The 25855-nt window shown below is 60.4% G+C and carries 28 protein-coding genes and 2 tRNA genes; 9 read left to right on the top strand and 21 right to left on the bottom strand.

Features of this window, described 5'->3' with window-relative positions:
* Positions 1-52 precede the first annotated feature (52 nt).
* From flgM to R3E82_04210, 3 genes are read left to right on the top strand one after another with little or no spacing between them, the layout of a single operon-like run.
* Positions 53-343, top strand: a complete 291-nt coding sequence (gene flgM / locus R3E82_04220) for a flagellar biosynthesis anti-sigma factor FlgM (GenBank protein MEZ5550071.1) — start codon at positions 53-55, stop codon at positions 341-343.
* 19 nt (positions 344-362) lie between these two features.
* Complete coding sequence (locus tag R3E82_04215) at positions 363-803, top strand: flagellar protein FlgN (GenBank protein MEZ5550070.1); 441 nt, start codon at positions 363-365, stop codon at positions 801-803.
* 14 nt (positions 804-817) lie between these two features.
* Positions 818-1585: a PilZ domain-containing protein gene (locus R3E82_04210; protein MEZ5550069.1), complete on the top strand. Its 768-nt coding sequence runs from the start codon at positions 818-820 to the stop codon at positions 1583-1585.
* Here R3E82_04210 and R3E82_04205 read toward each other — a convergent pair.
* From R3E82_04205 to R3E82_04190, 4 genes are all read right to left on the bottom strand, one after another.
* On the bottom strand, positions 1560-2246 hold the full coding sequence (locus tag R3E82_04205; protein MEZ5550068.1) for a TIGR04282 family arsenosugar biosynthesis glycosyltransferase: 687 nt from the start codon (positions 2244-2246) through the stop codon (positions 1560-1562). The genes R3E82_04210 and R3E82_04205 overlap by 26 nt on opposite strands.
* Positions 2236-2997: a TIGR04283 family arsenosugar biosynthesis glycosyltransferase gene (locus tag R3E82_04200; GenBank protein MEZ5550067.1), complete on the bottom strand. Its 762-nt coding sequence runs from the start codon at positions 2995-2997 to the stop codon at positions 2236-2238. The genes R3E82_04205 and R3E82_04200 overlap by 11 nt, the downstream gene beginning before the upstream one ends.
* Positions 2998-3078: 81 nt before the next feature.
* Complete coding sequence (locus R3E82_04195; protein ID MEZ5550066.1) at positions 3079-3492, bottom strand: hypothetical protein; 414 nt, start codon at positions 3490-3492, stop codon at positions 3079-3081.
* Positions 3493-3740: 248 nt separating this feature from the next.
* Positions 3741-4145 (bottom strand): DUF1761 domain-containing protein, encoded by a 405-nt coding sequence (locus R3E82_04190; GenBank protein MEZ5550065.1) that lies wholly within the window; start codon positions 4143-4145, stop codon positions 3741-3743.
* A 192-nt stretch (positions 4146-4337) separates the two neighbouring features.
* Between R3E82_04190 and R3E82_04185 the strand changes: the two genes are divergently transcribed.
* Positions 4338-4727 (top strand): DUF4124 domain-containing protein, encoded by a 390-nt coding sequence (locus tag R3E82_04185; GenBank protein ID MEZ5550064.1) that lies wholly within the window; start codon positions 4338-4340, stop codon positions 4725-4727.
* A 10-nt stretch (positions 4728-4737) separates the two neighbouring features.
* Here R3E82_04185 and R3E82_04180 read toward each other — a convergent pair whose 3' ends face one another.
* From R3E82_04180 to R3E82_04150, 7 genes are all read right to left on the bottom strand, one after another.
* Entirely contained in the window at positions 4738-5316 is a 579-nt protein-coding gene (locus R3E82_04180; GenBank protein MEZ5550063.1) for a hypothetical protein, read from the bottom strand.
* Between the two features lie 113 nt (positions 5317-5429).
* Positions 5430-5505 (bottom strand) — tRNA-Arg (locus R3E82_04175).
* A 78-nt stretch (positions 5506-5583) separates the two neighbouring features.
* Positions 5584-6126, bottom strand: a complete 543-nt coding sequence (locus R3E82_04170) for an SPOR domain-containing protein (GenBank protein ID MEZ5550062.1) — start codon at positions 6124-6126, stop codon at positions 5584-5586.
* Positions 6127-6155: 29 nt separating this feature from the next.
* On the bottom strand, positions 6156-7289 hold the full coding sequence (locus tag R3E82_04165) for a sodium ion-translocating decarboxylase subunit beta (protein MEZ5550061.1): 1134 nt from the start codon (positions 7287-7289) through the stop codon (positions 6156-6158).
* Positions 7290-7299: 10 nt separating this feature from the next.
* Positions 7300-9108, bottom strand: coding sequence for a sodium-extruding oxaloacetate decarboxylase subunit alpha (gene oadA / locus R3E82_04160; GenBank protein ID MEZ5550060.1), 1809 nt, complete (start codon positions 9106-9108; stop codon positions 7300-7302).
* A gap of 13 nt (positions 9109-9121) precedes the next feature.
* Positions 9122-9346, bottom strand: coding sequence for an OadG family protein (locus R3E82_04155; GenBank protein ID MEZ5550059.1), 225 nt, complete (start codon positions 9344-9346; stop codon positions 9122-9124).
* 65 nt (positions 9347-9411) lie between these two features.
* A tRNA-Arg gene (locus tag R3E82_04150) sits at positions 9412-9489 on the bottom strand.
* A gap of 115 nt (positions 9490-9604) precedes the next feature.
* Between R3E82_04150 and R3E82_04145 the strand changes: the two genes are divergently transcribed.
* The gene (locus R3E82_04145; protein ID MEZ5550058.1) at positions 9605-9760 is read left to right on the top strand and encodes a hypothetical protein; all 156 of its coding nucleotides are present in this window, start codon (positions 9605-9607) and stop codon (positions 9758-9760) included.
* 39 nt (positions 9761-9799) lie between these two features.
* Here R3E82_04145 and R3E82_04140 read toward each other — a convergent pair whose 3' ends face one another.
* The 3 genes from R3E82_04140 to R3E82_04130 all read right to left on the bottom strand — a co-directional run bounded on the left by R3E82_04140 (position 9800) and on the right by R3E82_04130 (position 12809).
* Entirely contained in the window at positions 9800-10189 is a 390-nt protein-coding gene (locus R3E82_04140) for a DoxX family protein (protein MEZ5550057.1), read from the bottom strand.
* A 98-nt stretch (positions 10190-10287) separates the two neighbouring features.
* Entirely contained in the window at positions 10288-11523 is a 1236-nt protein-coding gene (locus R3E82_04135) for an EAL domain-containing protein (protein MEZ5550056.1), read from the bottom strand.
* Positions 11524-11534: 11 nt separating this feature from the next.
* Positions 11535-12809 (bottom strand): HD-GYP domain-containing protein, encoded by a 1275-nt coding sequence (locus tag R3E82_04130; protein MEZ5550055.1) that lies wholly within the window; start codon positions 12807-12809, stop codon positions 11535-11537.
* Between the two features lie 228 nt (positions 12810-13037).
* Between R3E82_04130 and R3E82_04125 the strand changes: the two genes are divergently transcribed.
* Positions 13038-13532: a hypothetical protein gene (locus R3E82_04125; protein ID MEZ5550054.1), complete on the top strand. Its 495-nt coding sequence runs from the start codon at positions 13038-13040 to the stop codon at positions 13530-13532.
* 77 nt (positions 13533-13609) lie between these two features.
* On the opposite strand, the gene R3E82_04120 is transcribed toward R3E82_04125, so the two are convergent.
* The 3 genes from R3E82_04120 to R3E82_04110 form a co-directional block, all read right to left on the bottom strand.
* Positions 13610-14293 carry a VIT family protein gene (locus tag R3E82_04120; GenBank protein ID MEZ5550053.1) on the bottom strand — a complete coding sequence of 228 codons (684 nt, stop codon included), beginning with the start codon at positions 14291-14293 and terminating at the stop codon, positions 13610-13612.
* An 89-nt stretch (positions 14294-14382) separates the two neighbouring features.
* On the bottom strand, positions 14383-14826 hold the full coding sequence (locus tag R3E82_04115; protein ID MEZ5550052.1) for a hypothetical protein: 444 nt from the start codon (positions 14824-14826) through the stop codon (positions 14383-14385).
* A gap of 130 nt (positions 14827-14956) precedes the next feature.
* A complete protein-coding gene (locus tag R3E82_04110; GenBank protein ID MEZ5550051.1) occupies positions 14957-16060 on the bottom strand; it encodes a hypothetical protein in 1104 nt (367 codons plus the stop codon).
* Positions 16061-16196: 136 nt separating this feature from the next.
* On the opposite strand from R3E82_04110, the gene R3E82_04105 reads away from it, so the two are divergent.
* Positions 16197-17882: an MFS transporter gene (locus tag R3E82_04105; protein ID MEZ5550050.1), complete on the top strand. Its 1686-nt coding sequence runs from the start codon at positions 16197-16199 to the stop codon at positions 17880-17882.
* Between the two features lie 34 nt (positions 17883-17916).
* Here R3E82_04105 and R3E82_04100 read toward each other — a convergent pair whose 3' ends face one another.
* Positions 17917-20112, bottom strand: coding sequence for a penicillin acylase family protein (locus tag R3E82_04100; GenBank protein MEZ5550049.1), 2196 nt, complete (start codon positions 20110-20112; stop codon positions 17917-17919).
* Positions 20113-20259: 147 nt separating this feature from the next.
* On the opposite strand from R3E82_04100, the gene R3E82_04095 reads away from it, so the two are divergent.
* A complete protein-coding gene (locus tag R3E82_04095; GenBank protein MEZ5550048.1) occupies positions 20260-21309 on the top strand; it encodes a hypothetical protein in 1050 nt (349 codons plus the stop codon).
* A 73-nt stretch (positions 21310-21382) separates the two neighbouring features.
* Here R3E82_04095 and R3E82_04090 read toward each other — a convergent pair whose 3' ends face one another.
* The 3 genes from R3E82_04090 to R3E82_04080 form a co-directional block, all read right to left on the bottom strand.
* The gene (locus tag R3E82_04090) at positions 21383-21928 is read right to left on the bottom strand and encodes a hypothetical protein (GenBank protein MEZ5550047.1); all 546 of its coding nucleotides are present in this window, start codon (positions 21926-21928) and stop codon (positions 21383-21385) included.
* A 121-nt stretch (positions 21929-22049) separates the two neighbouring features.
* Positions 22050-22595, bottom strand: a complete 546-nt coding sequence (locus tag R3E82_04085; protein ID MEZ5550046.1) for a DUF4136 domain-containing protein — start codon at positions 22593-22595, stop codon at positions 22050-22052.
* 111 nt (positions 22596-22706) lie between these two features.
* Positions 22707-24761: a response regulator gene (locus R3E82_04080; protein MEZ5550045.1), complete on the bottom strand. Its 2055-nt coding sequence runs from the start codon at positions 24759-24761 to the stop codon at positions 22707-22709.
* A gap of 231 nt (positions 24762-24992) precedes the next feature.
* Between R3E82_04080 and R3E82_04075 the strand changes: the two genes are divergently transcribed.
* Positions 24993-25847, top strand: coding sequence for an arylamine N-acetyltransferase (locus tag R3E82_04075; protein ID MEZ5550044.1), 855 nt, complete (start codon positions 24993-24995; stop codon positions 25845-25847).
* The last annotated feature ends 8 nt before the right edge of the window (positions 25848-25855 follow it).

The raw sequence follows: 25855 nt of genomic DNA, 5'->3' as shown, positions 1-25855 counted from the left end.
ATAGCCGCCGATATCGAGTACAGGTCAATACGTTTTGAGTATGCAGATCAACATGGATATCAACAAAGTCCACCCGGGTCAGGTGTCCGAGCGGCGCCTGGACAAGCCCCAGGAGCGCCAGATTGAAGACCGACAGGTCGACCAGGAAGAGCGGTCATCCCGCGCCGAGGTCAGTCTCAGCGACAGCGCAAAGTCTCTCGCCCGGGCAAATACGGACAGTCCGCACTTCGATGCGGCCCGGGTAGACGCCATCCGCCAGGCCATCGCGCAGGGCCGCTACCATGTGGACCCCGAGCGGCTTGCGGAACGATTTATCAGTCTTGAAAAGCAAATAAATCAATAAGATTCAATAAGATAGAGAAATGTCTGAAAATTCTCTAAAAGAACTGATTCTCGAGCTTACGCACAGCAGCGAGCGACTTGCCGAAGTGCTGGAAGCCGAACGTGCGGCCCTGGTGGCGCGCGACCTCCCTGCACTGACCGAGATGGTCGCCGCGAAACAGGCGCTCTGTCAGCAGATTGAGACCCTCAGCGAGGCCTTCGCAACGACCCCGCTGGTCGAGCAGATCGATCTCGCACCCGAATCCGGTCGTCCGGAACTTGCGCGCCTTCACAAATCCCTGCGAGCCTGCGCATCCCGTGCCCAGGAGTACAACGCAGTTAACGGTAAGATCGTCCAGCGATCCCAACAATCCATTCGTGAATTGATGCACCTGATCAGCGGTACGGACACCGACCTGTTGTACGGGGAACGCGGGCGCACCAGCGCGACGGCTAAAGGATCTGCCATCGCCAGCGCCTGATGCGGAGTATTTCCATGGCGCAAGATGCGGCAGTCGACCGGGCACGGGAACGTGCCGCGACTTTCACTTCCACCTATCTGACCAAAAGCTCGGATGTCGCGCGGGTACTGCGCACACTGCGTGATCAGCGGGCGGCAGTGCAGCTGCGGATCGATGGCAGCAATGAGACTTTCACCGCGAAGGTACTCGATGTCGGCGACAGGGAATTTTTGCTCGAAGACATCCAGCCCAGATCGGGACTGCGTCTTCTGAAAGCGGGTGTGCGGTTTTCCTTTTCCGGTCGGGTCGATGGCCTCTACGCCCAGAGTGCAGAAAACGTCGTGCGCGGAGCAGACGCGGAACGCGGCCTGCCCTTTTTTCATGTTCCCCTGCCGAAATCGCTGCTGTATCAGCAGCGCCGCAAAGCCGCCCGTTTTCGACTGCCGCTGCGTGTGGCAACTGATGGCGCCAGTGTGACTCTGCATCGCAATATGGATCCAGGTCTGACTGCCCAGGGTCGCCTGTTCGGAAGACTCATCGACATATCCGCCGGTGGCTGCCGGGTGGAATTCGACGGGCCCGTGCACCCGCCCATCGATGCGGACGAAGTGCTGGACACCTGCGCGATCACCATCTCCAATCAGCTGGACTTCACATCCAAAGGTTCGATCCGGCACTTCAACTACAACCGCAAGACGCGGGTGGTCACGTGCGGAATCGAGTTGACCGAAATGCATGTCACCGATCGGCGCCGCCTCGAGCAGTTCATCCAGTCGATCAGTCGCTCGAGCGTGCCTGCCTGAGAAATCTCTGCCAGTCGACGGCGGTGTCCACATCCCAGATCATCGGCAGGAGCACGCAGCGCAGGCCGAGTCCGCTGCACCGCTCCCGGGTTTCAGCCAGCACCTGGTCGGTACTCCAGGGCATCGACACAAACAGTCCGGGCAGGTCCCGACAGGTTCCGATCAGGCCATAACCGCCATCCTCGGTCGGTCCCAGCACCACATCCGCATCCAGCAGCGCCTCGAATGCGGCTTCAATGTATGCCGTGTCGATCGCCGGACAGTCCGAACCGATCAGCACACTCCCGCCGCCAGCCGCGTGCGCAGCCAGCGCGTGACGCATCCTGGCACCCAGATCTCCAGCACACTGTTGCTGCAGCGCAAAAGCGAAGCGCTCATTCCAGCGCCGGACCAGGGGGGCGTCGATGTCACCGGCGATCCACAATTCGCGCTGCTCGGAAGCACAGTGCCCGACACCGCCAGTTCCACCAATCTGCTCCAGCGTGTGTTCCACCAGGCGGATATGTGCCTCCAGCGCAGCCTGATCACCGATGGCTGCCGCAAGCCGTGACTTGACCTGCCCGAGCACGGGTGCCCGGGCAAACACACACAAACGTCGCGCCAGCAGAGAATTGTGTAGCGCCGGGTCGGGCGGAGACGGTGGCCTGCGCTCAGAGGTCATCTGTCACCCTGGCGTTCCGATAGTAATCGCGCGCGAGCACATCGGGATCCGCGCCCGACCAGTAGCGCAGGCGGAAAACCCACATGCCCAGGATGGTGCGCAGCATGCCGTCGCGCACCCAGCGCCGGGCTGAAGTAATCAGCACAATGCGGGGGCTGAGCGGACGGCACAGACGCCGCAGTCTGCGACTCAGTTCGACGTCTTCCATCAGCGGCTGTCTCGGTACGCCACCGACACGATCCAGCAGCGATCGGTGCACGAACATGCCCTGATCGCCGGTGCAGATGCCGGTAAGGCGACTGCGAAGGTTCATCGCCGCGGCGATCAGCTTCGCTGCGGCTGTGTCCACATCCAGCCTGACATCGAAACGCCCCCAGCCCGGCGGGAGCTGCGAACACAGAAACTCGAAGGCAGCCACAGGCACCTTTGAATCGACATGCAGAAACCACAGCCAGTCGCCCCGCGCCGCCTGAGCGCCGGCATCCATCTGCCTGCCGCGTCCCCGTGGTGCCAGGAGCCTGGTCAGGGCAAACCCGCCCGGGTCGGTGAGGTCAGGTGTGTGCGTGGGGCCGTTCGCCAGTGGTCGGAAAAGGTCAGACGATGCATCCGCGGTGTCCTCCGTCTGCACCACCACGACCTCGATCTGCTCAGCCAGCAAAGGATGTGGCGCCAGCTGCTGCGCCAGCACCGCCAGCAGTTCCTGCAAAGCGTTGCTGTCCTGCCACACCGGCACGATCACACTCAACCGCATTGAGTCGACTCGATGAAATGTGCAGCGCTAGAGCGGCAGGAGCAAAGGCCGGTAGCTCAGGTGACCAGGTCCCGGCAGCCTTCAGCCCTCCACATCACAGGCTTTGACATCCACATAGCGGCCACGGACCGAGTCCCAGACCTGCACATCGCGGCAATTGGTCGCCCCTTCCGCCGGAGCATCGTAGCGGTTGCTGCCTGCAGCGGCAGAGCTCAATGGACAGCTCGAGGCGGCATACACAGGACACACCGCCGGATTGGCCTGGGCTTCGGCCACTGTGGTGCACATCGTTTTCAGTTCGCCATCTGCGCAAAAGCAGGCGCATTCGGCCGCCGCGAGCGGGCTCAACGAAAGAATCCCTGCGGCCAGAGCGGCCTTAAAGGAGAGCACCTTGAGAAGTGAACGGTGCGTGCCGGTCGATTGCTCTTTCTGATTGGTTTGTTTTTGTTGCTTTTGTTGTTTTTGTTGCTTTTGTTGCTTCCATGCAATACCCATCGTAAATCCCCCGGTTCTGACAAGCCCATCCATCCTGCGCCCCTGCTCCGCCCAAGGCAAGGCGCGGGCAGTAGGACATCGTCCGACAATCCTGCGGGGCATCGCCGCCCCGGTTATGGGGCATTCAACCGGCTCTCAGCCGGCTCCGGGTAGACGGTAAGGGTATTTAGATCGAATCTATTTGTTTAATATCAATATATTGCAATGTCTTTCTAAGATTTCACACTATACCTGCATGGACCCTGCACCTACTGCCAGACAGCGAGAATACCGCCCATGATGACGCTGTAGCTGACCCGATAACCGCTCTGGATCAGAAACAGCCGCATCCCCCAGCCGCAGAAGGCCGTGTCAGATGCCATCGCCGTAGCGATAAATCCGACGCCGGTAATCAGACCCAGCACCACACCGCCACTGAGGCTGTTTATCCCCAGAGCGTTGATGAGACCGGCCAGCACAAGGGCGGTGAGCAGCGCCGTGAAGAAGCTGACGACGAAAGGCGTCGCGGAGGGTGTCAGTTCATCCTCGGTCTTGCCTATGGCTGCCAGCCAGGCAGCTCCGAACAGGGGTCCATACCAGAGTCCGCCCAGGACAAATCCAGCCAGTGTCGAAACCCCGATCGCCCAGACATTGAGATCCATCAGGTCAGGCATAGCAAACCTCCCCCTCTTTGCTCTGGTCATCTTAGTCCACCACTACCCCGCCGGGAACCTGCGAGGCCCCCTGCTGTGCGCTCACATAAAACTGCGAATCCCGTCACAAAACGGAAAATCAGGCGGTTCGAGCCGTCGTAGAGTAAATGTCGACGGCCCGGGGACGAGGCCAGCAGTAACAGGAGAGCCGCTGTGAGAGGCGAAACGATGACCGGCGTTCGGGGGAGGACGGCGCAATCCGACAGACACTGGATCAGAACCCTGGGACCGCTGCTGCTTGCCGCCGCTGCCGCCGTTGCCGGTACGGCGCAGGGCGCCGAGGTGGTGCGCTGGGTCGATAGTAAGGGTGTCACTCATTTCGGTGATCCCCAGCTCGCACCTCTACACGCCGATGCCGTACCGGTCGATATCGCACCCGCCAACGGCATGGTTCCGGCGGTCGCACCCGGTATTTCCAGTAACGGAGAGGGCCTGCGGGTGGTGACGCTGAAGCTGGAAGGCAAACGCAACAAGAAGGGCTGGCGCGATGGCCGCACCTCTCTGTATACCGGCCGACGCCACCGGTCCCACGGATATCGCTGAACCGCGCGTTTCAGCCGCAGTAGAAGCGCTCTGACAGATTCTGCACAGCGCCGACCACAGTATCCTCCACCCGCCGGTTGGCCATAATTACCGGAACGTCACCGAGTTCAAGATGCATGGTGAAGCGCACGTCGGTGCGTGCACCTGAGGAGTGGAGCTGCCAGCTTCCGGACGCCGATTCCATTCGGACAACCCTCGGCACCGCATCGATGTAGTCAGGTATTCCCTCAATGTTTACCCGCATGGATCCATCTTCCGCTGGAGCTTCGAGCAGAAAATGATAGACCATGTCCCGCGGGCGCAGTGGCCAGGGCGCACGATTCTTCAGGTAAACGAAAGCCCCGTTCGGCGCCACGGCGAGCGAACGCGCCTCGATGACGCCCGGGAACCATTCGGGTATCGCTGACACATCCATGAGCAGCGCAACGACGTCCGGCATCCGGGCACAGAGCGTTCCCCGGGCCGAGTACTCATGAAAACGTGATCCTTCGCGGAGGCGCTCACAGAGACTGATCTGCTCAGATGTGCCGAGAATGTGGCACTGGTTATCGGCAGCGCACAGATTCCAGGCAAGCGCCAGCAGCAACACTGCGACCCCTGCTCTCCCCTGCTTCAAGCTGACACCCCCCTTGCCTGAGTACAGCTGAGCAACCGGTACGGCAGATCCAGAAGTTACACGGGCAAAAAAACATCTGCGCAGACTGGCGCCCCGGCCAGGACTCGAACCTGGAACCTACCCCTTAGGAGGGGGTCGCGCTATCCATTGTGCCACCGGGGCGTGCAGGCATTCTGCCGGAACCGGTGGGCGTACTCCACCCGTTGGGATGGATAAGGAGGGGCACGCCGATCCATCTCCTCAATCGCGATGCAGTCGGTGCACCGAGTAGTTTACTGGCGCTTCCTCGACAAGCACAGGCTCATTGCGGGCGGGGTCCGCGGGTGGTGGTACAAAGTTGGGTCTGAGCACCGGTACCGAATCTGAATAATCGACCGTTGCTCCGCTGGAGTAAGCCGAAGTGCTGGAGAAGCTTTCTGCTGCCGAATACTCTTCGGCGCTGACGTTCGAGGTGATCGCCGGTACTTCCTGAGAGAAGATCCAGGCAGTTTCGTAGCCCGCCAGGCGGCTGGTCTCCAGGACCTGGTCCGCTCTCAGGCGATCAAAGTAAGGCCCCGCAACTACGCGCAGGACATATCCTGCCGGGGTAGTGGCCGGTGTGATGCTGAGTCTCTCGGTCAGTTTCCCGCTGGCCTGCTGCTGCGCAGCTTCCGCGTTTTCAAACTCCTGAAAAGACGCGATGGACACCCAGTACTCGCGGGTCGGCGCCAGATCCGCAGCCTGCGCGAGGGTGGCCAGAATCAGCAGTGTGGATGCGGGAATTGCTCTAATGAGGTTTTGCATGCGTGTCGTCCGTTGCTCTATCGGGATATTCATGAAGTGAACATGATCATGATTCCAGCCGCCACCGCCGAACCGATCACACCAGCCACATTCGGGCCCATTGCGTGCATCAGCAGGAAGTTGTGGGGGTTGGCCTCGAGTCCTACCTTGTTTGCCACCCGCGCTGCCATAGGCACAGCGGATACACCTGCCGCACCGATCAGCGGGTTGATCGGGTCACGGGTCAGCAGGTTCATGAGCTTCGCCATCAGCACCCCGCTTGCGGTGCCTATCGCAAATGCCACCATCCCCAGCAGCAGGATACCCAGGGTGCTCGGCGAGAGAAACTGATCTGCGCCGAGTTTCGAGCCAACCGCCAGGCCGAGGAAAATCGTGACGATATTGATAAGCGCGTTCTGCGTTGTGAAACTCAGCCGGTCGACCACCCCGCATTCACGCATGAGGTTGCCGAAACAGAACATCCCCAGCAGCGGTGCCGCGGAAGGCAGCAGAAGGGCGACCAGCAGCAGCAGCAGCAGCAGCGGAAAGATGATGCGCTCCGCTTTCGAGACATCCCGCAACTGCGCCATCTGGATTTTCCGCTCCGCCTCGGTAGTCAGCAGACGCATGATGGGTGGCTGAATGAGAGGCACCAGCGCCATATAGGAGTACGCAGCCACGGCGATTGCCCCGAGCAGATGCGGCGCCAGTTGTCCGGCGACATAGATGGCAGTGGGTCCATCGGCACCACCGATGATGCCGATGGCGGCAGCTTCACGGACCGAGAAGTCCATGATGCCGAGAGAGGTCAGCCCCAGCGCTCCGAGCAGCGTGGCAAAAATACCGAACTGGGCTGCCGCACCCAGCAGCAGTGTCTTCGGGTTGGCGAGCAGCGGCCCGAAATCCGTCATCGCCCCCACTCCCATGAAAATGATCAGGGGGAAGGCGCCGGACTCGATACCCACCACATAGGCCAGATGCAGCAGACCGTTGCCGGTCGCGATTTCAACACCTGGAATATTACTCAGAATACCGCCGAAGCCGATCGTCACCAGCAGCAGCGGCTCGAACTTCTTCACGATGGCGAGATACAGCAGCAGCAGCCCCACCAGAATCATGGAGAACTGCCCCAAGGTCAGTTGGTAGAGGCCCGAGCCTTCCCAGATCTGCGCAATCAGTTCCACAGTCTGTATATCACCCGATGGTAACCAGAGGTTCACCCACCGCTACCGCATCTCCCTCTTCCACATGAATCTCGAGGACGCTGCCACCGTGCGTTGCGCTGACTTCCGTCTCCATCTTCATGGCTTCGACCACAAGGATCGGCTGACCTTCATTCACCACATCCCCTACATCGACCAGGACTTTGAAGACATCGCCTGCAAGGGCGGCACGCACAACCTTTCCAGCACTGCTCTTACCGGCAGGCGTCTGCATGACCGGCGCAGGTGTCAGACTGTCGATGTCGCCGCCATCCGCTACTTCTACGGTGAATGTCTTTCCGTTTACCCGTACCGAATAGACGCTGGGGCCGGACGCGGCGGCGGATGCGTCAGCGGCCGCAGTCCCGGACCCGACTTCAGCCGGCTTCTGCTCACCCGCCGAAGCAGCGTCCGGAGCGGGTTCGAAGGCTGCCGGGTTACCTCGATTCTGCAGAAATTTCAGTGCGGTCTGCGCAAACAGCGCATAGGTCAGCACATCGTCTATCGCGTGCTCGGCAAGCTTGAATCCGTTCTCTGCTGCCAGCTGCTGCAGTTCCGCTTCCAGCGCTTCAAGCTCCGGCGGCAGCAGATCGGCCGGACGAACAGTGATGGCCTGCGCACCATCGAGCACGCGGGCCTGCAGTGTTTGGTTCAGCGGTGCCGGGGTTGCACCATATTCACCTTTGAGCACACCGGCTGTCTCCCTCGTGATGTTCTTGTAGCGTTCACCGGTCAACACGTTGATCACGGACTGAGTGCCGACAATCTGGGAAGTCGGAGTGACCAGCGGGATCATGCCGAGATCTTCACGCACCCTGGGGATCTCTTCGAGCACTGCATCGAGCCTGTCCGTCGCCTGCTGCTCCCGAAGCTGGTTTTCGAGGTTGGTGAGCATGCCGCCGGGGACCTGGGCCACCAGAATGCGCGAGTCGACCCCGCGCAGTGCACCTTCGAAGCGTGCGTACTTCTTTCTGACCTGGCGGAAATAGGCGGCAATCTCTTCGAGAAGGCGGATGTCCAGTCCAGTGGATCGTTCCTCCTCATCCAGAATAGCGACAAGGGATTCAGTCGCCGAATGGCCATAAGTCATGCTCATCGAACTGATCGCCGTATCCACATTGTCGATGCCGGCTTCTATCGCCTTCACGTAAGTGGCAGTCGACATGCCCGTCGTCGCATGGCATTGCATATGAATGGGGATATCGAGCGCGGACTTGAGCCGGGAGACCAGTTCAAACGCGGTATACGGCTTCAGCAGTCCCGCCATGTCCTTGATGCACAGGGAATGGGCGCCCATGTCTTCAACCTGACGCGCCAGATCCACCCACAGATCGATCGTGTGCACGGGGCTGATGGTGTAGGAGATCGTACCCTGGGCATGTTTGCCTGCGGCCAGAGTGGCTTCGATCGCCACCCGCAGATTGCGCATGTCGTTCATCGCATCGAAGATGCGGAATACGTCGACGCCATTGACCGCTGCGCGCTCGACAAACTTGCGCACGACGTCATCCGCGTAGTGCCGATAACCAAGAATGTTCTGGCCACGGAACAGCATCTGTTGAGGTGTTTTCGGCATCGCCGCTTTAAGCAGGCGAATACGCTCCCAGGGATCCTCGCCCAGATAGCGGATACACGCATCAAAAGTGGCACCACCCCAGGATTCGATCGACCAGAAGCCTACCTCGTCGAGCTTACCGGCTATGGGCAGCATGTCTTCGATGCGCATCCGGGTCGCCAGCAGACTCTGGTGTGCGTCGCGCAGGACCAGCTCGGTGATACCCAGGTGTTTACTGACCGGCATGTTTTCTAAGCCCTCACTCCACTGGTTGACGAGCCCGGTGCCGTTTGATCGCCGCAGTAATCACAGCGACCTCCTCCCGGCTGATACTCTCGGATGCTTCGGCGGCTGCCGGCTGCAGCTTCGAAACCAGTCTCGACATGGCAATCGTGGCGAAAACCAGCACAGTGAGAAAGAAGAAGACCGTGCCCATACCCACCATCATGAGGGACAGGCCTTCCTCGAGCAGCGTGAGATCCATGAACTTCCTCTGTCCCCTGAACAGGCAGCAGCGCCGGAGTATACCGAAACGAAGCAGGACAGAGATGGCGCACCCGGTAGGATTCGAACCTACGACCCCCGGCTTCGTAGGCCGGTGCTCTAATCCAGCTGAGCTACGGGTGCGTGGCGGGAAAGGCGCGCTATTATCTGGAAGGGCTCCGGGTGCGTCAAGGAATCACGACCGCCGTACCTGGATTAGTCCTGTGTTTCCGGCTTCCTGGCCGTTTATACTGGCGCCATGGCACCCTCAGAGCATCCTCAGGCAGATTCCGAAACGAAGTTTCACGGCTGGCGCCTGCTCGGCGTGATTGCGATCGTGGTGTTGTTGGTGGCGATGGCCAGCCTGATCGTCGACTGGATGGTGATCGGACCGCTCGAAGGCCGGGTGTTCTGACAGACAGATCGGCACCATCAGCGGCGATCGCCGGCCCTTTCAGTTGCTCCCGCGTACGGCGTCCACACTCCAGATCCCCGCACCTTTCGCAGCGATGAAGAGAAAGACAAAGCAGTACAGTGCGGCCAGTTCCCCGCCATTCATGAGCGGAAACAGCGCCCTGGTGCCATGGGCCATCCAGTATGCGACCGCCATGGTTCCGCTGCACACGAAGGCAGACCATCGAGTGAACAGGCCGATCATGATGAGCACACCCCCGATCAGTTCGATCGAGCCTGCCCCATAGAGTATGAACGCCGGGGCTCCGGCCATGGGTTCGGTCGGGAAAGCCAGCAGCTTCTGACTGCCATGCCACAGGAACAGGAAACCACTGAAGATGCGCAACAGCGCATAGCAATGCTCCGAATAGTCTTTCATGAACTGGGCCACCTGATCTCTCCCCTCGAGTTGGCTGAGCAACACTAGCAGTACTGCCTGAGGGAATCGACCCTGTCGAGCTCATCCGGCCGCCGGCGGCTGAGAAGCCGTTACGCGACTTCGCCGAGCAGGACCTCGAACTGGGTTTCGTTGAGCGGAGCGCCAAGGTAGAAGCCCTGGCCGATGTCACAGCCCGCTTCCGAAAGAAAGGCGAAGGTTTCCACATCGTCCACCCCGTCCGCTACCACCGTACGCGAGAATCGGTGGGCCAGATCAATGATGGTCCGGGTGAGGTGCTGATCGTCCGGGTGATCGGCAATATGACTGATCAGCGCCCGGGCAATCTTGATCTCGTCCGCGGGAAGATTGGGAAAACCCTCAAGGGATACGGATCCGGTTCCGAACTGATCAATTGCTACGCCGACACCGAGGGAGCGCAGTTCATTGAGCTGGGCAATCATCTTCGGATCGTCAAATCTCGGGTGGCTGATTTCCAGCGCAAGTCGCCCCGGCGCGATCCCCCAGATGTTGAGCTCACTCTTCAGGGTGCGCAGAAACGAAGGATTATCCAGCACCACCGGATGCACGTTGATGGCGACCGGCAGTTCTACCGCAGACTCGAGGATCTGCCGCACTGCACGCCTGAGCACATAGAGGTTCAGATCCCACAGGCGGCCGTCTGTCAGCGCGCCCATGAAATCCTGGGGAGGAATGATCACCCCGCCCCGGCGCCAGCGCACCAGGGCTTCAGCTCCTACCAGTGCACCATCGGCGAGGCGATACTTGGGCTGATAGTCCAGTGTCAGCTCGTGCTGAGACAGCGCATCTCCCAGCAGCTTGTCGGTCTCCCAGTCCTGCTGCATGCGCGCGAAGGCTTCTTCCGAGGAGACCTCGAAGACGACTTTTTTCTGAACCGCGCGCTCTCTTGCCGTCTCGGCGAAGCGGTAGAGGTCCTCCGGTCGCAGATCACGCAGGCGCTCCTGTTTGCCGAAGTAGACAAAACCGGCGCGCACAACCAGGGCGGTCGAATTCCCCTGGTATGTGAAGGTCTCTTCGAAAGCCCGCTCGATCTTCAGCCCCGCGAGCAGCACATGATTATCATCGAGCAGTTCATCGAAGACCACACAGACCCGGTCTTCGGACAGAGGCAGCATCTGGTCGCATGGGCGCAACAGGCCGGCTACACGCCGCGAGAATTCCGCCAGTGCCGCGCCGCTGACACCCAGGCCATACTGACTCGACAGGCTTCCGACGTTCTGTAATGTGAGCACACCAAGCGCTGCATTGCCGCGGGTCACTTCGACCAGCGTGCTGAGATCCTGAACTCTTCTTTGGGCAAGGCTCACGGGCTGATCCTTCAGAGAAAATACTTGGCCGGATCGATGCCGTAGGCGTTGCTCGGCAGTTCTTTCGTAATCCACCAGGACAGCGGCGAATTCTCATCCCGCTCCTGCACAGCCAGATCCACGACCACCAGATGGCTGCGCGCCTTTTTGTCGCCGTCGAGTATGAGAATGACTTTCGGCTTGAGACGGCGATTGCTGTCCTGGGCCATCACCACACCCACTTCGCCGGTATTGAGTTCGACAATCGCGCCTACTGGGAATACGCCGATCGCCTGGATAAAGTGTTCGACCAGCTCTTTCTGATATAACACATCCGCCTGCCGCTGCAGCTCCTGCACCGCTGCGTAAGAGGACATGGCCTGGGCGTAGGGGCGTTCGGAAATCATCGCATCGTAGCTGTCCACTACGCCCGCAATCCGGGCGTAGAGGGGAATGGCATTGCCGGTCAGCCCCGCGGGATAGCCGGATCCGTCGAACCGCTCATGATGCGAACGGACGGCCTGCAGGACTTTGACATCGTTGACGCCATTTTCTTCGAGCAGTTTGATCCCTTCGTCCACATGGCTGCGCAGGAGGTGCCACTGTTCTTCTGTCGGCGCTTCCTTCTGCACCAGCAGTTCGGCGGGCAGATTGACCTTGCCGATATCGAGCAGCGAGCAGGCCAGCGCAATTGCATCGATCTCTTTCGGGGGAAAACCCAGTCCCCGGGCAAGCACCGCGCCCCACACCGCATTCGAGATGGAGTGGGAAAACGTGTAATCGTCTACTGCCCGCATGCGCAGAAGCGCCGCCATGGCCGACCGGTTGCGCATGACACTCGCCACCAGCGGGCTGATGGCTCTTTCGATTTCGTCGATATCAAAACCGCCCGTGGACTGCAGCTTGTGCACGCAGCCCTTCATGATTTCCACCGCATCTTCCAGCGAGGTCTTGGCCGGCTCCAGCTCACGGCCAAGTTCGACCGTGTCCTGATATTCCCGGGGCTTGCGGGGCTGCACGCGGCTGCGCGGATCCGCCTTTCGGGTCTGCTGGGCGGGCCCGGAGCGAGGTGTAATCACACTGAGTTTGATTTCGGTGAGACTGGAGTCATAGCGGCGTGGGTCCACGTACACGAATTCGCATTCCTGACGCAGCCGCTCAATCCCCTGGTTAGAACGCAGATAGAAACCCTGCACGGGAAAACGGGTTTCGGACCAGGGTTTGTCGAGCGCAGCCACATACATGCCGACAGTGACGTTCTGAACCGTCACCTTCTTCAAACCGGCGAGTTTAGTTTGCGCTTCCATGCCTGAACGTCGCTTCTCTCAGCAACATCCAGTGTATGCGGCCGCTCAGGTTGCGGATGTTAAACAGATCCCAGCCTGAGGGGCTCCCGCGCAGACAGAAGCCAGCCAGGTGACTTTAATGTCAACTATCTGTTCTTATTGAGCGTCCATGCGCCTCGCCTTCGCGATATGTCATCCCTTCGCGCCAGGTGCTTAAATACCGCCATTCGAGCACTGGAGGGCAACACATTGCACAATTCCGTTCGCGGTGCCACGCGGGTGGCTGTTCTGGCTGGTGTCGCGGTGATCGCCGTCGCCGGGTTCACACTCTGGTCCGCCCTGTGCCCCTGTGAGCGGGCGCCGGGTGGCTACCTTTTCGGCGAAGAAAGCAGCGAGCCGGTTACGGACTGGACCTTTGCGAACGACGTCGACCTCTGCCAGATCGAAGTCCGGTCCTGGGGCTTACCCCACTCGGTCAATCTGAACTGTATGGCAGCCGACGGCGATCTGTATCTCAGTTGTGCGAGCTGTGACGGGAAGTACTGGTCCACGGCCGCGCTGCAGCGGCCCGACGCACGGCTGCGTGTCGGCACCAAGGTCTATCCCGTTACCGTCTCCCGGGTGCAGGACCCGGCCACTCTGGATCTGGCCTGGCGTGCCCGGGCAGACAAAGTGGGCCGGGGCGCCGACCAGCCTCGCCAGGAGGGCTGGTGGTCTTTCCGGGTGGTGTCGAGGGGGGCCTGAGGGGGATCCAGATAACGGCATCCCCTTCCCGGGCGAGGGAGATCAGCAGTAAGGGGACAGATCCGGCCGGGCCTGGGTCAGACGACTGAACCAACCAGGGAGCCGATCACTGCGGTCACTGCCATGGCCATGGCGCCCCAGCTCATCACCCGCAGACTGGCACGCAGTATGCCGGCACCACCGGCACTCGCGGAAACCGCTCCGAGCAGCCCGAGACTGCACACCGACGCAGCCGACACCACGACGATACTCTGACTCACAGTAGAGAGCACCAGCGCGACCAGGGGCAGTGCGGCACCAATCGAGAAGCTGATCGCCGAGGTGAGGGCGGCCTGCACGGGCCGGGTGCCCACGGTCTCGGAAATGCCGAGTTCATCCCGTGCGTGGGTCGCCAGAGCATCATGTGCCATCAGTTGTTCGGCAACCTGCCGGGCCAGGGTGATTTCCACGCCCCGCTGCTGATAGATCTCGGCAAGCTCCTCCAGTTCCGCTTCCGGCTCCTCATCCAGTGCCATCCGCTCCTTTATGAGATCCGCACGCTCGGTATCCGCCTGGGAACTCACCGACACATACTCACCCGCCGCCATGGACATCGCGCCGGCGACCAGGCCGGCGATCCCGGCAACCAGCGTGCTTTCGAGATCCGCAGAAGCCGCCATGACACCGACTATAAGGCTGGCGGTGGAAACGATTCCGTCATTCGCGCCAAGGACCGCGGCACGCAGCCACCCGGTCCTGTGTACATAATGATGCTCAGGCACGACTACTGTTCCTGTGTCTATACGAAGGAAAGAGCAGAGCTGCCACTCACTCGATGAAGAACGCGGCTGAAATGCACCGGATCAACAGGTCAATGGGAACCCGGTCTGCCGATCCGGATGTTTTCTTCGCTCGGCCTCGCAAAATAGGCGTCCACATCGTCGCCCATCTCCTTGAGGAGCAGGTCACGATACTTCTGATAGGCAGGTATCTGAGCTTCCTGCAGAATGCCCGCCATGGATTTATCCATTTTCTTCGCCAGCGAGTTGCGCTTCCGCTCGATGCGTCCGGCCGGATCCGAGACATCGCTTCGATTCAGCACTCTATCCACACTCTGCTGGTAGCTTTCCACGAATCTGCGCAACTGGGCGGCGAACTGCGCCCGCTGGTCGTCTGTCATGTTGATGTCGTAGGCCGCCTGCATGACATTCGTGCGCAGCCAGGCATTGGGATTTTCGTGCGTGGCCGCTTCGTCACCCTGCACGACATTAACAGACAGCAGGCCAGTGAGCAGACCAATCAGCAGAGCGAACATCTTCCCATCCATGAACCCGAGGCCTCCAGAATCCAGCTTCGGGGCAGGATAGAACCTGCGCAGGACAAGGTCTACAGGCGCCCTCCCGGGAAGGGGTGGACGCCTGTGACAGAACTGAGGAACTCAGAGACTATTCACAGAACGCACCATGGAGTTCACAGAGTTCTTCAAGCAGCGCCTCGGGATCCTCGATCCCGCAGCTCTCCTCGCCGAGTACTTCCAGAGAATCACCCACACACACGAGTTCTTCCCGATCACCGGTCAACTCACCGTCTTCGAGTCCCAGCGCCAGCACGAAGCCGACACCCGGGAGATAGTACTTGTATTCGGTGGATTCAGGCTCGAGTGGTGCAAAGTCGAAGGTTTTCAGACAGGCGTCTTCACAGGGAAACGCCTCGTTGTCACCACCTTCCTCCTCGTCAGGAGAAGTAGCAATCGCCAGATACTGCACCACATCTTCCGCCTCACCCAGCGCGTATTCCTGACGGTGCGCCATTCCGGCAGCCGGCATGGCGAGTGTGAGCTTGCCCCCTTTCGCGAAATCCAGGCCGGATTCGAAGGAACCATCGATATCCCGCAACACACCGTCTTCGTAGTTCCGGGCCACCTCGCCGCAGTAGTAGACGTTGGCAGCTGAATCCTGGGCAAACCAGTCATCGGTCACTTCGATCGCTGTGTATTCCCACTCTCCTTCGTCGCTGTCAAATTCCTCTTCGATCACGATGTCCACTACCACGCGGCACAGCGCGTTGCCGATTTCCCGCGAATCGTCGGTTGCATGAACGACCACAATCTCATCCTCAGATTTCAGCACATGGGTATGCCCCGTCTGCAGGATCACATAGGGATTGTTCGGCAGGCCGCCGGGTCCGATATCGTCCGGATCGATGAAATCGATGCTGGTATCCGCCAGTGGATCCGAGTAGTAGTTTTCACTCAGCAGTGCGCAGGTATCCTTGCGGGCAACGTACTGCGCGCCACACAGCGTCAGGTTTTCCCGCCACTCGCCACGCGCTGTGCGGTAGCAGTCATCGCGGTCATCGCGATTTTCAAACTGCCGACAGTTGGCGATGGTGGCGTTGTACTCCTCGCCCAGCTCGTAGTAACAGGACTTGGACATGTCCCGCGCGCTCTGCTGACAGGCAGAGCCATAACCATAACCGGCTTGAACCCCCTGCAGCGGCAGAAATGCCAGGCAGGCGAGCATGGCCGAAACAATGATCGACGTTTTCATCGGATTCTCCTTCATTCAGGTGTTCGTAGGACCGGACCAGTACAGAGAATCAATCGAATCGCAGATCCCGGTGTCTGGCGTATGCCGTTCTCACATACACTTCGCAGCTGCACATTCACTCCGGAACCCCAGTCCATTGACCGCGCCAGAAGATCCTCCCAGCCCCCCGGTGCCCGCCCCGTCTGCACTGTCACCGCTGCAGCAGCCGATATTCCGGGCGGTCTGGAGTGCCAGCACGTTTTCCAACCTCGGTGGCATGATTCAGTCCGTGGGTGCTGCCTGGCTCATGCTCTCCATTGCGCAATCCGCAGACATGGTCGCCCTGGTGCAGGCTTCGGTGACACTGCCGATCATGCTGCTCTCCCTTGTCGCTGGTGCTGTGGCCGACAATCTCGACCGGCGCAAGGTGATGCTGGCTGCTCAGAGCTTCATGCTGGCGGTTTCAGTAGGGCTTGCGCTCTGCGCCTGGTCCGGTCTGATCACCCCCTGGCTGCTGCTCGGATTCACTTTTCTGATCGGCTGTGGCGGCGCTTTTAACGCACCTGCCTGGCAGGCGTCCGTCGGAGACATGGTGCCCAGGGCAGAACTGCCCGGCGCTGTCGCACTCAACAGCATGGGTTTCAATCTCGCACGCAGTGTGGGCCCTGCCATCGGCGGCGCCATTGTTGCTGCAGCGGGTGCGGCGGCCGCCTTCGCTCTGAACGCTGTCAGCTACATCGGTCTTATTGTGGTGCTGGCGCGCTGGCGGCCGAAAGTGAGCCCCCAGATACTGCCTCCGGAAACTCTGGGCATCGCCATGGCCGCCGGCATCCGCTATGTCGCCATGTCACCGACTATCCGCACAGTCATGGCCCGGGGAGCGCTTTTCAGTGTCGGCGCGAGCTCCGTGATGGCGCTGATGCCTGTGATCGCCAAGCATCTGATCGATGGCGGCCCCCTGACCTTCGGGCTCCTGCTGGGCGCTTTTGGTGTGGGCGCGGTCATGGGTGCGATGAGCACCGCCCGTCTGCGTCGTCGATTCTCCACCGAGGCGATCGTAGCCTGGTCGAGCATCGGTTTCGGTTTCTGTGCGGCGGCCACAGCGGTAAGTACCCTGCTGCTGCTGTCCATGTTTGCGCTGCTGATCGGCGGCGCCTGCTGGGTGCTGGCGCTGTCCACCTTTAATGTCACCGTGCAGATGTCCGCACCGCGCTGGGTGGTGGCCCGGGCCCTGTCCATGTATCAGATGGCCATCTTCGGCGGCATGGCGGGCGGCAGCTGGATGTGGGGCGTGATCGCCGAGACCGCCAGCGTCAGTACCGCGCTGCTGCTGGCCTCGGGTGTGATGCTGGTCTGCGCCCTCTCCGGTCGCTGGTTGCGGCTGGCCGAAACCCAGGATCGCAATCTCGACCCGCTGCGCCTCTGGCAGGCCCCAGAGACTGCGGTACCCGTCGAGTCCCAGACCGGACCCGTGGTGATCACGGTCGAGTACGTGATCCGCGAAGAAGACATCCTGGAGTTTCTAAGGGTGATGGCAGACCGACGGCGCATCCGACGGCGCGACGGCGCGCTGGGTTGGCGACTGCTCCGGGATCTGTCCGACCCGGAGATCTGGATCGAGCGCTATGAGACACCCACCTGGCTCGACTACATCAGGCACAACAACCGCCTCACCCACGACGACGCAGCCATTCCCGAACGCCTGCGCGCACTGCATCGCGGCGACGCTCCGCCCAGAGTGCGCCGCATGATTGAACGGCAGACAAGTTCCCCACCGGGCAGTCGTCACGCCACGCCCCTGGAACTGACAGAGCCGCTGTCAGATCCCACCCAGGCTTCCTGAGGCGACCGACCCGGGTGCGTCAACGACCGCGGGTTCAGTCCGCCAGTGTCTGGTTTTCCGAATAGGACAGCAGCGTGACCGACTGACTGTTCTCCAGAACATCCTTGCGGCTGAACCAGGCTGACTTGTATTTCCGGCTGGCGAACAGTTCCGCCTGATCGAAATAGTGTTGCGAAGCCGGGTCGGCGTCGGCCCCGAACACCAGTATCGATTTCGCCCGGGGTTCGCTGCCGAACTCCACAAGGCTGACGTAGGAGTGCCCGGCCACGCCGTACATTTTTTCCCGGCCCTTTTCCGGCCGCGCATAGAAATTGAAAATGGTGCCGAATGGATTGCCAGGTCCACCAGCAACCGGCAGGCTCCGCGCCTCATCGTCGAACCCGGCGGTGCCACCGGTGTGGGCACGCTGCAGTCGATTAATGTCACCCCAGGGCACCTGCCAGGTGCCATAGGTGTCTTTCATCAGTGTCAGAGCAAATTCGAACGCTTCGACCGGATCAGACTTGCCCATCTGTCGCTGCGCCATCCGCCAGTAGAAGTAAAGACTGGTCGCCTCGGAGTCGACGTCCGCCCGGCGATCCCAGCGGTTCAGCAGTTTCAGCGCGCTGTTCACTTCGGCAACACCCGGTTCCGGCAGGTCGCGCGCTGCTATTTCCTGGTTGAGCACCGGCAGAGTGACATCGGCCTCCAGTACCCGGGTGTCCCAGCTCAGTTTCTCCAGATCCCGGAAGGTGAAATTCCGTTCACCTCCCAGCAGAATGCGCGACATCCGTGAACGGTTGTTATCTTCTTCCGGCGCCATGTAGGTCGGGTAAGCGTCGGCGCTGAGATTAGCGGCAGCCGCGGTTGCGAGAAACGGCGTGGCATTGCAGTTCTGCAGGTAGCCCGGGTCCGGGTTGGTCAGTGTCGGCAACTCCTCCAGGCTGTGGTATCCCTGCCACCGGGTATCCTTCAGCGACCCATCCACCGGCTTTGACCAGTCGAATTTCGCGTCCCGGCGCGGTACTGCCCCGTAGTAGGCGTAATAGATGTTGCCATCTGCATCGGCGTACATGGTGTTGAACATTGGCGTCGCCAGTTGCGCGAGCGCCGCCTTGAACTCCACCAGATTGCTCGAGCGGAGCATGTCGTAACGCTGCTGGAGCTGACCGCCCTCTTCGAACATGGCCATGCGCACCGCCAGCCCTTTGCCGTTGCGCCGGGCCACCATCGGACCCTGGTGCGATCGGTAGAACTTGTAGGTGCGCTCCTCCATGCCGGTATCGGTTTTGACCTTGAGCTTCGACTCCCAGGCAGTCAGCGGTCGGGTCGCGCCGTCGTAGACATAGGATTGCGGGCGATCGAGATCGTCGAGGGTGAGTTCGTAGACGTCTACCACATCGGGTTCATTGACCGTGTGGCTCCAGCCGAGACGCTCGTTATGACCGATAGTGGGAAACGGTGAGCCGAAGAAACCCGCACCGGAAAAATGCAGACCTTCGTCGCTGTGCAGATGACCCTCGTACCACTGGCCCGGACCGAAATAGGGCTGGTGGGGATTGATGAACAGCAGCGCGTTGCCGGACTTACTGCGGGATGGCGCAATTGCCCAGGTATTGGATCCCGCATGGGCCTGTGCATCCGCCACCGCGCTTACCGTTGCCAGCGCCAGGCTGCCGCTGTCGAACGCATGCAGCGCAAGGGTCTGACTCGCCTGATCCGCAATCTCCGAATTGCTGATACCGGCACGGTTGAAGATGAACAGCTGATACTGCGAAAAGCGTGACAGCGCCAGGAAATGCCAGGGTTCGAAACGGGTGATCAGCCGCGGCGACTCACCCGAATCCTGCAGATACCGGTTCAATCCCGCGGCCGCCGCTTCGGTCAGCACCCGTGTCGGTGCGGAGAGGGTACGCCATTCGGCCTGGGAGAATTCACTGACCCGCAAGGCCCTGTTCAGATAGTCGGCGCCGACACCCGACTCCCCCATCACCTCGGCATAACGGCCCAGCGCCTGGATCATGGAATCTTCGATCTGCCAGAAGTTGTCCTGTGCCTGGGCATAGACAAAACCGAAAACCACACTGGCATCGGTGGGTCCATAAACGTGCGGCACACCCCACTGATCCCGATGCACGCTGACTTCTGCCGCCTGTACGACGCCGGCATGGGTTCCCCACAACCCGATCAGAATCGTGAATAACGAACACAGGCCTGTGATGATTTTCTGCATCGCACTAACCGCTCTCATGGATTTCCCCTCTGCCATCGGGCCGGATTCTGTTGTCAGCGTAAGGAATCATACGGTACTTCAGCTGAGTTTCAGGTGGAATCCGCACTGCGGATTGAACACCGGTCGATTTGGGAGGAATATTCAGTTCAAAAGGAGGGGAATACCATGAACAACGGTTTCAGACTGCTTTGCGTCGCGACCGCGGCACTCATTCTGTCGATCCCGGCACAGGCGGCAAAGAAAGCGCATCCGGATCTGACAGGCACTTACGATGTTTCCACACTCACACCGCTGGTGCGGCCCAAGGAATTCGGCAACAACCTGGAGCTCACCCGTGAGCAGGCTGAAGCCATCGTCGCGGAAAATGAACGGCGGGTTAAGGAGAGAGATGCCAACAGAGGCCCGGTAACCAGTGCACCGCCTGCCGGAGGTGCACCGCCGATCGGCGCGGATGATGAGTTTCGCGAAAGCAGTGGCGCAGGCAACGTAGGTGGCTACAACAATTTCTGGGTCGACCCCGGCACGGATGTCTTCATGGTCGACGGCAAGTTCCGGACCTCGATCATCATCGACCCACCGGATGGGCAGATCCCGGCAATCACCGAAGCCGCTCTGAAGCGGGTCATGGAACAGCGCAGGCTGCGCCGACCGAATGACGGCACCGCCTGGTGGGTGGAGGTCGACGGACCGGGACCCTACGACGGTCCGGAAATGCTCGGCATCTCCGAACGCTGCATTCTGGGTTTTACCGGTGCCACACCCACCTTCCCCAGTCTGTACAACAACTTCAAGCGCATCGTGCAGACAGACGACCATGTCATGATCCTGCTGGAGATGGTCCACGATGCCCGGATCGTACGCATGAATTCGGAGCATCCCGGACCCGAGGTGAAGAAGTGGCTGGGTGATTCCATCGGCTGGTGGGAGGGAGACACCCTGGTCGTCGACACCACCAATTTCCATCCCCAGACCCGCCCCGCACGGGGGGGCTCCGAAAATGCCCATGTGGTGGAGCGGTTCACCAAGCTGCCCAACGGTGATCTCAACTACAGATTCACCGTGGAAGATCCTTCAGTGTGGACAGCACCCTGGACGGGTGAATACATCTGGCGTGCCAGCGATCAGCAGGTCTACGAATACGCCTGCCACGAAGGCAACTACGCGATGGAGGGCATTCTGCGGGGTGCCCGGCTGCTGGAATCCGAGGCGATGTAACGGCACAACGCCCTCAGTGGAGTCTGCGGGCGCTGCATAGTCTTCGCTCATCGGCGGTAATCGAAGGTGGATGTCAGATCCACTCGATGCGCTCCAGCAGCAGCAGCTCACAGGAACCGGCGCCCGTATCGGTTCGCGAACGCGACGAACGCCACTTCCAGCCGTCCGCCGCACTGACATCGACAAGACTGCCGTGCAGCCGGATACGATCGTGGGTCCGCACTTCGGACAGTTGTGCTGCAGCCTGCGCACTCGCGGGAATCAGATGCATGTTCGCGGCGCTGGCCGCAATTTCCGATCGCGGGATCGGCAAGGTGTCCGCACGCCAGGTAAACCATCGATTGGACTGTCGGATTTTGAAGCTGCGCAGTACCTGCTCATCCGCCATGGGTCCCCAACCCAGCGCCAGATCCGTGGGTGAGAGATCCGCCTCCCGGCCAAAGCGATAGTCCTCCCGCGACAAGACCCGTGCTTCGATACTGAAGGGTTCGATGGCCTCGAAACGGTAGTCCGGATACTGGAACTCTCCGTCAGGCAGCACCACCGCTTCGGTCGAGGAAGAACCCAGATACCACCAGCCGACAGCGACAGCGAGCAGGAAGATGACTAGATTGCGCATGTATGGCCTGGTGTCAGTTGACCACAGAATTGTCCGAAGTCCTGATCCCCACAGCCGTGTTGCAGATCACAAGCGGGGACAGCTGCTCTCCGGTCACCAGAAACCCCAGGTGCGGTTCACCTCAGGGACGTCTTTCAGGAAATCCCTTCAGCACAGCAGCCACAACCCGCTTCACGAGCGCGGAATCCGGTTGCGGCTCAAACGTCGCCGTGCGGCCAATCCAGACTTCCTTGCGGGTCTCAGGATCCAGTGCGCGAATACTCAGCTGATTCAATTGGAGCGTTCCAGGCTTACCACCCACATCGACGGAACTGCCTACGCTGCCACCGACATTGCCCCCATAGGAACCCAGTCCTACGCCAAGTCGAATCGGGCTGCCCTGCTTCGTCACTTCCCGCTCCATGATTTCGTAACTTATGAGCAGGTCCGGTGAAGCAGCGGTTTCCACATAGCCTTTACCGGTGAGACCGGTTCGCAGGGCATCGGTGATCCGGCTTTCGAGAATCGTATTCGGAGATCCGGTGATCCCATCCACCCAGCCGAAGGACACAGAGGCCGGAATATCGACTCCGGCTGCCGTCTCCCAGGTGGGTTTGGACTGGCCGCCGCGGGTACAGCCGAAAAGCAGCGCGATCGAAGTGACGAGCGGGACGATACGCAGATACATGAGGAACTTCACTCGGAGGTGGGGCGAGAGGTAGATTATCAAGTTCTCTGGTTTTTTACAGACACAGGAAGGGACATCCGCCCCAGGTTGTTCTGCACCGGATTCAGATGCCTATGATTCCCGCTCAAGCAACCGGTTTACCTGGGCGATCAGTTCCGCAGGCCGGAATGGTTTAGCCAGGAACCCTGTCGTAGCCGCATCCCATCCCGTCCAGTCATCGATCTCGGTACCCGAATAGCCTGAAACGAACAGAATTGGCAGCTCGGCCCGCTCCGCTCGCAACCGCAAGGCCAGCTCGTTACCACGCAATCCAGGCATCACGATGTCAGTGATCACCAGGTCCGGTGGTCGCATACGGACAAGTGGCAGAGCGGCTTCACCACTTTCTGCGGTCGCAACCTCGAATCCGGCCGAGGTCAGTGCCAGTTTCGCCAGGGTGCGCAGCGCCGCATCGTCCTCGACAACCAGTATCTGAGCCGGTTGGGATGCCACAGCTTCCGTTGTCATCTCAGCTGATGGTTCGACGGTCGTCATCGCTGAATCCGGAGCCGAATCATCAGAAACCTCCGGCAGATAGACCCGAACCGTCGTACCCACGTCGATCACACTTTCTATGTCTATCGCACCGCCAGCCTGGGTGACAATGCCATAGGAGCTCGCAAGTCCCAGACCGGATCCTGCTGCAGGTGCTTTGGTTGAAAAGAACGGATCGAATGCATGCTCAAGCGTGGTATCCGACATACCGGCTCCGGTGTCAGCAAGTGTGATCCGAACGTACTTTCCAGAATCGATTTCGAGCAGCTCGACAAGTTCTGAACCAACCACCGTAGACTCGATGGTCAATCGGAGCTCGCCACCGCTGCTCATCGCCTCCTTTGCGTTGGTCACCAGATTCAACAGTACCTGGTCGAACTGAGCAGATGGTAGCCGCACGCAGAGAGAATCCGCCGGGGCATCAATCTCGAACCTGATCCGGGCACTGAGCAGACTTCGAAACAGAGGCTCCAGTTTTCTGGCTACGGCAACGATATCAATAACCTGTGTGTGTGCAGGAACACTGCGTGCGAATGCCCGCAGCGCAGTCGTCAGCTCGACGGCCCTGTCAGACGCCAGCAATATGTTCCTGCGTCCCTCGCTCTCCGGCATCATGTCCGCGCAACCGATGATCACGGTCAGCAGGTTGTTGAAGTCGTGGGCAATACCCGCTGCGAGCACACCGATGCCCTCCAGTCGCTGGGCCTGTACAAGCCGGTCGCGACCGCGGCGCTCTTCTTCGATGTTCCGGGCGGCAAATATCCAGTGATCGTTGTGCGCGGCCTCTCCCAGCGGCATCCCCCATACCTCGTACCAGACCCACCGGCCATCGCTGTGACGCAATCGCAGCTCTGTGCGAAAACCCCTGGCTGGCGTGGCTGTAACCTTACGCAGGGTCAGCGCGAAGTCTTCCGGGTGGATGTAATTTACCAGCGGTTGACAGGCGAAGATCTCCTGACTGTAACCGAGTATTTCCCTGACTCCATCGCTCACATAGTCGATGCCCCGTTCGCTGGTGACCACGATGCCGGGAAAGGAGTTTTCTGCAAATGTCTGAATGCTGTCCCGCAGTGCCTGAAGCCGCTGCTCATTGGCTGCTGCTTCCTCCACCGCGCGTGCCCTGATCGATTCGATGATCGCCGAACCTATGCCGACCACAATCGTCATAATTGCAGCACTGAGCCCGAGCCCGGGTGGAATATCGTCGGGGCGGAAGACCACAGGACCGAGGTAGGCGGCCCACAGCACTCCGATTCCGGTCCACACCACACCCGCACGGGGACCGATGAGCGCAGCGGCGGCCAGGGGCAGAGCAATGGTGACAAGCACCCCATAACCGTCGTCCGGCCCATAATCGAAAGTGAGTTCAAGGAAAATCAGCCCCATGAAGACATGGGCGGACAGCCTGGTCGATTTTGAAACCTGCAGCAGCAGATAAACTGCTGCATGGGCAAACGGAACCAGCAGCAGCGCGAAGGCGGTCGTACGGTGACCGAGATACAGCATCATCGACGCCGACAGCAGCGCCGCCAGACTCGCAATCAGGAGTGCATAGAGAACCAATCGCGCGCGGCGACGGGTTTCGACGCTACCCTGGCGCAGCTGCTGCGGCAGAAAACGGTCCGCGTTCACTCCTCCTACCCCCCGGAAAGGAACTATCGGTTAGTTTCGACGGTCCGCTCCGCAGCGATTCGAAATACGGCGCGGACAGACGGATGTGAAAACATGCCAGACACTCCGTCCGATAACTGCCCATCCCTGAGGCGTCCCCATAATACGCCACTATTGGACCCGTTCCGCCAGACCGGCATAATCCTCATCGATTTCCCGCCATCACAACCGGACCATCAGGGAGGGGTAACCATGCCCGGCCTGGATCGAGCACTCGTGGAAAACATCCTGCAGCGCATCGGTCTGCCGGCGACTCCTTCAGTCGACCTCACAGGTCTCGGCCAGATCTATACCGCCTGGTGCAACCACGTACCGTTCGACAACTGTCGAAAACTGATCGCCTGCCGAAGCGGCGCACCGGGACCGCTGCCAGGGGATGATCCGCGGGATTTCTTCGAGACCTGGCTCCAGCACGGCGTAGGCGCCACCTGCTGGGCAATTCACGGTGCCTGGTGCGAGTTGTTAAGTGCGGTTGGTTTCAGGGCACATCGCGCTGTAGGCACAATGATGGTCGCGCCCGACCTGCCCCCGAATCATGGCAGCGTGATCGTCGAGATCGACGGCGACCGCTACCTGGTTGATGCCTCAATCATGTTCGTGGAGCCACTGCCGATCAAGCCGGGACAGGACGCCAGCATCGATCATCCGGCCTGGGGGGTGCAGGGCCACTGGCTGGGAGATAAATACGCCGTACGGTGGCGCGGGCTTCATGCTCCTGAACCTTTCGATTGCCGGATCGACGAATGGCCCGTGGATGTGAAAAGGTATGCCGTGCAGCATGAGGCCACACGGACCTGGAGCCCCTTCAACTTCCAGTTGAACTTCAACCTCGTGCGGGATGGCGGTCGCATCGGCGTGGGTATGGGCGAAGGTGTACGCATAGAGGCCGACGGGACTGTAACCCGCACACCTCTCACCGATCGGCTGGCCTACCTGATCGATGTCCTGGGGGTCAGTGAGGAGTTCGCCCGGCAGATCCCGGAGGATATTCCGACCCCGCCGCCGCCAGGCTCACGGACCGCGGCCCGATCACCCGGGATGCACTGATGCTACAC

This window comes from Pseudomonadales bacterium, assembly GCA_041395945.1.
Taxonomy (GTDB): domain Bacteria; phylum Pseudomonadota; class Gammaproteobacteria; order Pseudomonadales; family Azotimanducaceae; genus SZUA-309.
Note: the sequence above shows the minus strand (reverse complement) of the source record. Positions and strands in the feature narration are given on the sequence as shown.

Coding starts and splice junctions, on each gene's coding strand:
- flgM (MEZ5550071.1), top strand. CDS start 53: ATGGATATCAACAAAGTCCACCCGGGTCAGGTGTCCGAGCGGCGCCTG.
- R3E82_04215 (MEZ5550070.1), top strand. CDS start 363: ATGTCTGAAAATTCTCTAAAAGAACTGATTCTCGAGCTTACGCACAGC.
- R3E82_04210 (MEZ5550069.1), top strand. CDS start 818: ATGGCGCAAGATGCGGCAGTCGACCGGGCACGGGAACGTGCCGCGACT.
- R3E82_04205 (MEZ5550068.1), bottom strand. CDS start 2,246: ATGACCTCTGAGCGCAGGCCACCGTCTCCGCCCGACCCGGCGCTACAC.
- R3E82_04200 (MEZ5550067.1), bottom strand. CDS start 2,997: ATGCGGTTGAGTGTGATCGTGCCGGTGTGGCAGGACAGCAACGCTTTG.
- R3E82_04195 (MEZ5550066.1), bottom strand. CDS start 3,492: ATGGGTATTGCATGGAAGCAACAAAAGCAACAAAAACAACAAAAGCAA.
- R3E82_04190 (MEZ5550065.1), bottom strand. CDS start 4,145: ATGCCTGACCTGATGGATCTCAATGTCTGGGCGATCGGGGTTTCGACA.
- R3E82_04170 (MEZ5550062.1), bottom strand. CDS start 6,126: ATGCAAAACCTCATTAGAGCAATTCCCGCATCCACACTGCTGATTCTG.
- oadA (MEZ5550060.1), bottom strand. CDS start 9,108: ATGCCGGTCAGTAAACACCTGGGTATCACCGAGCTGGTCCTGCGCGAC.
- R3E82_04155 (MEZ5550059.1), bottom strand. CDS start 9,346: ATGGATCTCACGCTGCTCGAGGAAGGCCTGTCCCTCATGATGGTGGGT.
- R3E82_04145 (MEZ5550058.1), top strand. CDS start 9,605: ATGGCACCCTCAGAGCATCCTCAGGCAGATTCCGAAACGAAGTTTCAC.
- R3E82_04130 (MEZ5550055.1), bottom strand. CDS start 12,809: ATGGAAGCGCAAACTAAACTCGCCGGTTTGAAGAAGGTGACGGTTCAG.
- R3E82_04115 (MEZ5550052.1), bottom strand. CDS start 14,826: ATGTTCGCTCTGCTGATTGGTCTGCTCACTGGCCTGCTGTCTGTTAAT.
- R3E82_04110 (MEZ5550051.1), bottom strand. CDS start 16,060: ATGAAAACGTCGATCATTGTTTCGGCCATGCTCGCCTGCCTGGCATTT.
- R3E82_04100 (MEZ5550049.1), bottom strand. CDS start 20,112: ATGAGAGCGGTTAGTGCGATGCAGAAAATCATCACAGGCCTGTGTTCG.
- R3E82_04095 (MEZ5550048.1), top strand. CDS start 20,260: ATGAACAACGGTTTCAGACTGCTTTGCGTCGCGACCGCGGCACTCATT.
- R3E82_04090 (MEZ5550047.1), bottom strand. CDS start 21,928: ATGCGCAATCTAGTCATCTTCCTGCTCGCTGTCGCTGTCGGCTGGTGG.
- R3E82_04085 (MEZ5550046.1), bottom strand. CDS start 22,595: ATGTATCTGCGTATCGTCCCGCTCGTCACTTCGATCGCGCTGCTTTTC.
- R3E82_04075 (MEZ5550044.1), top strand. CDS start 24,993: ATGCCCGGCCTGGATCGAGCACTCGTGGAAAACATCCTGCAGCGCATC.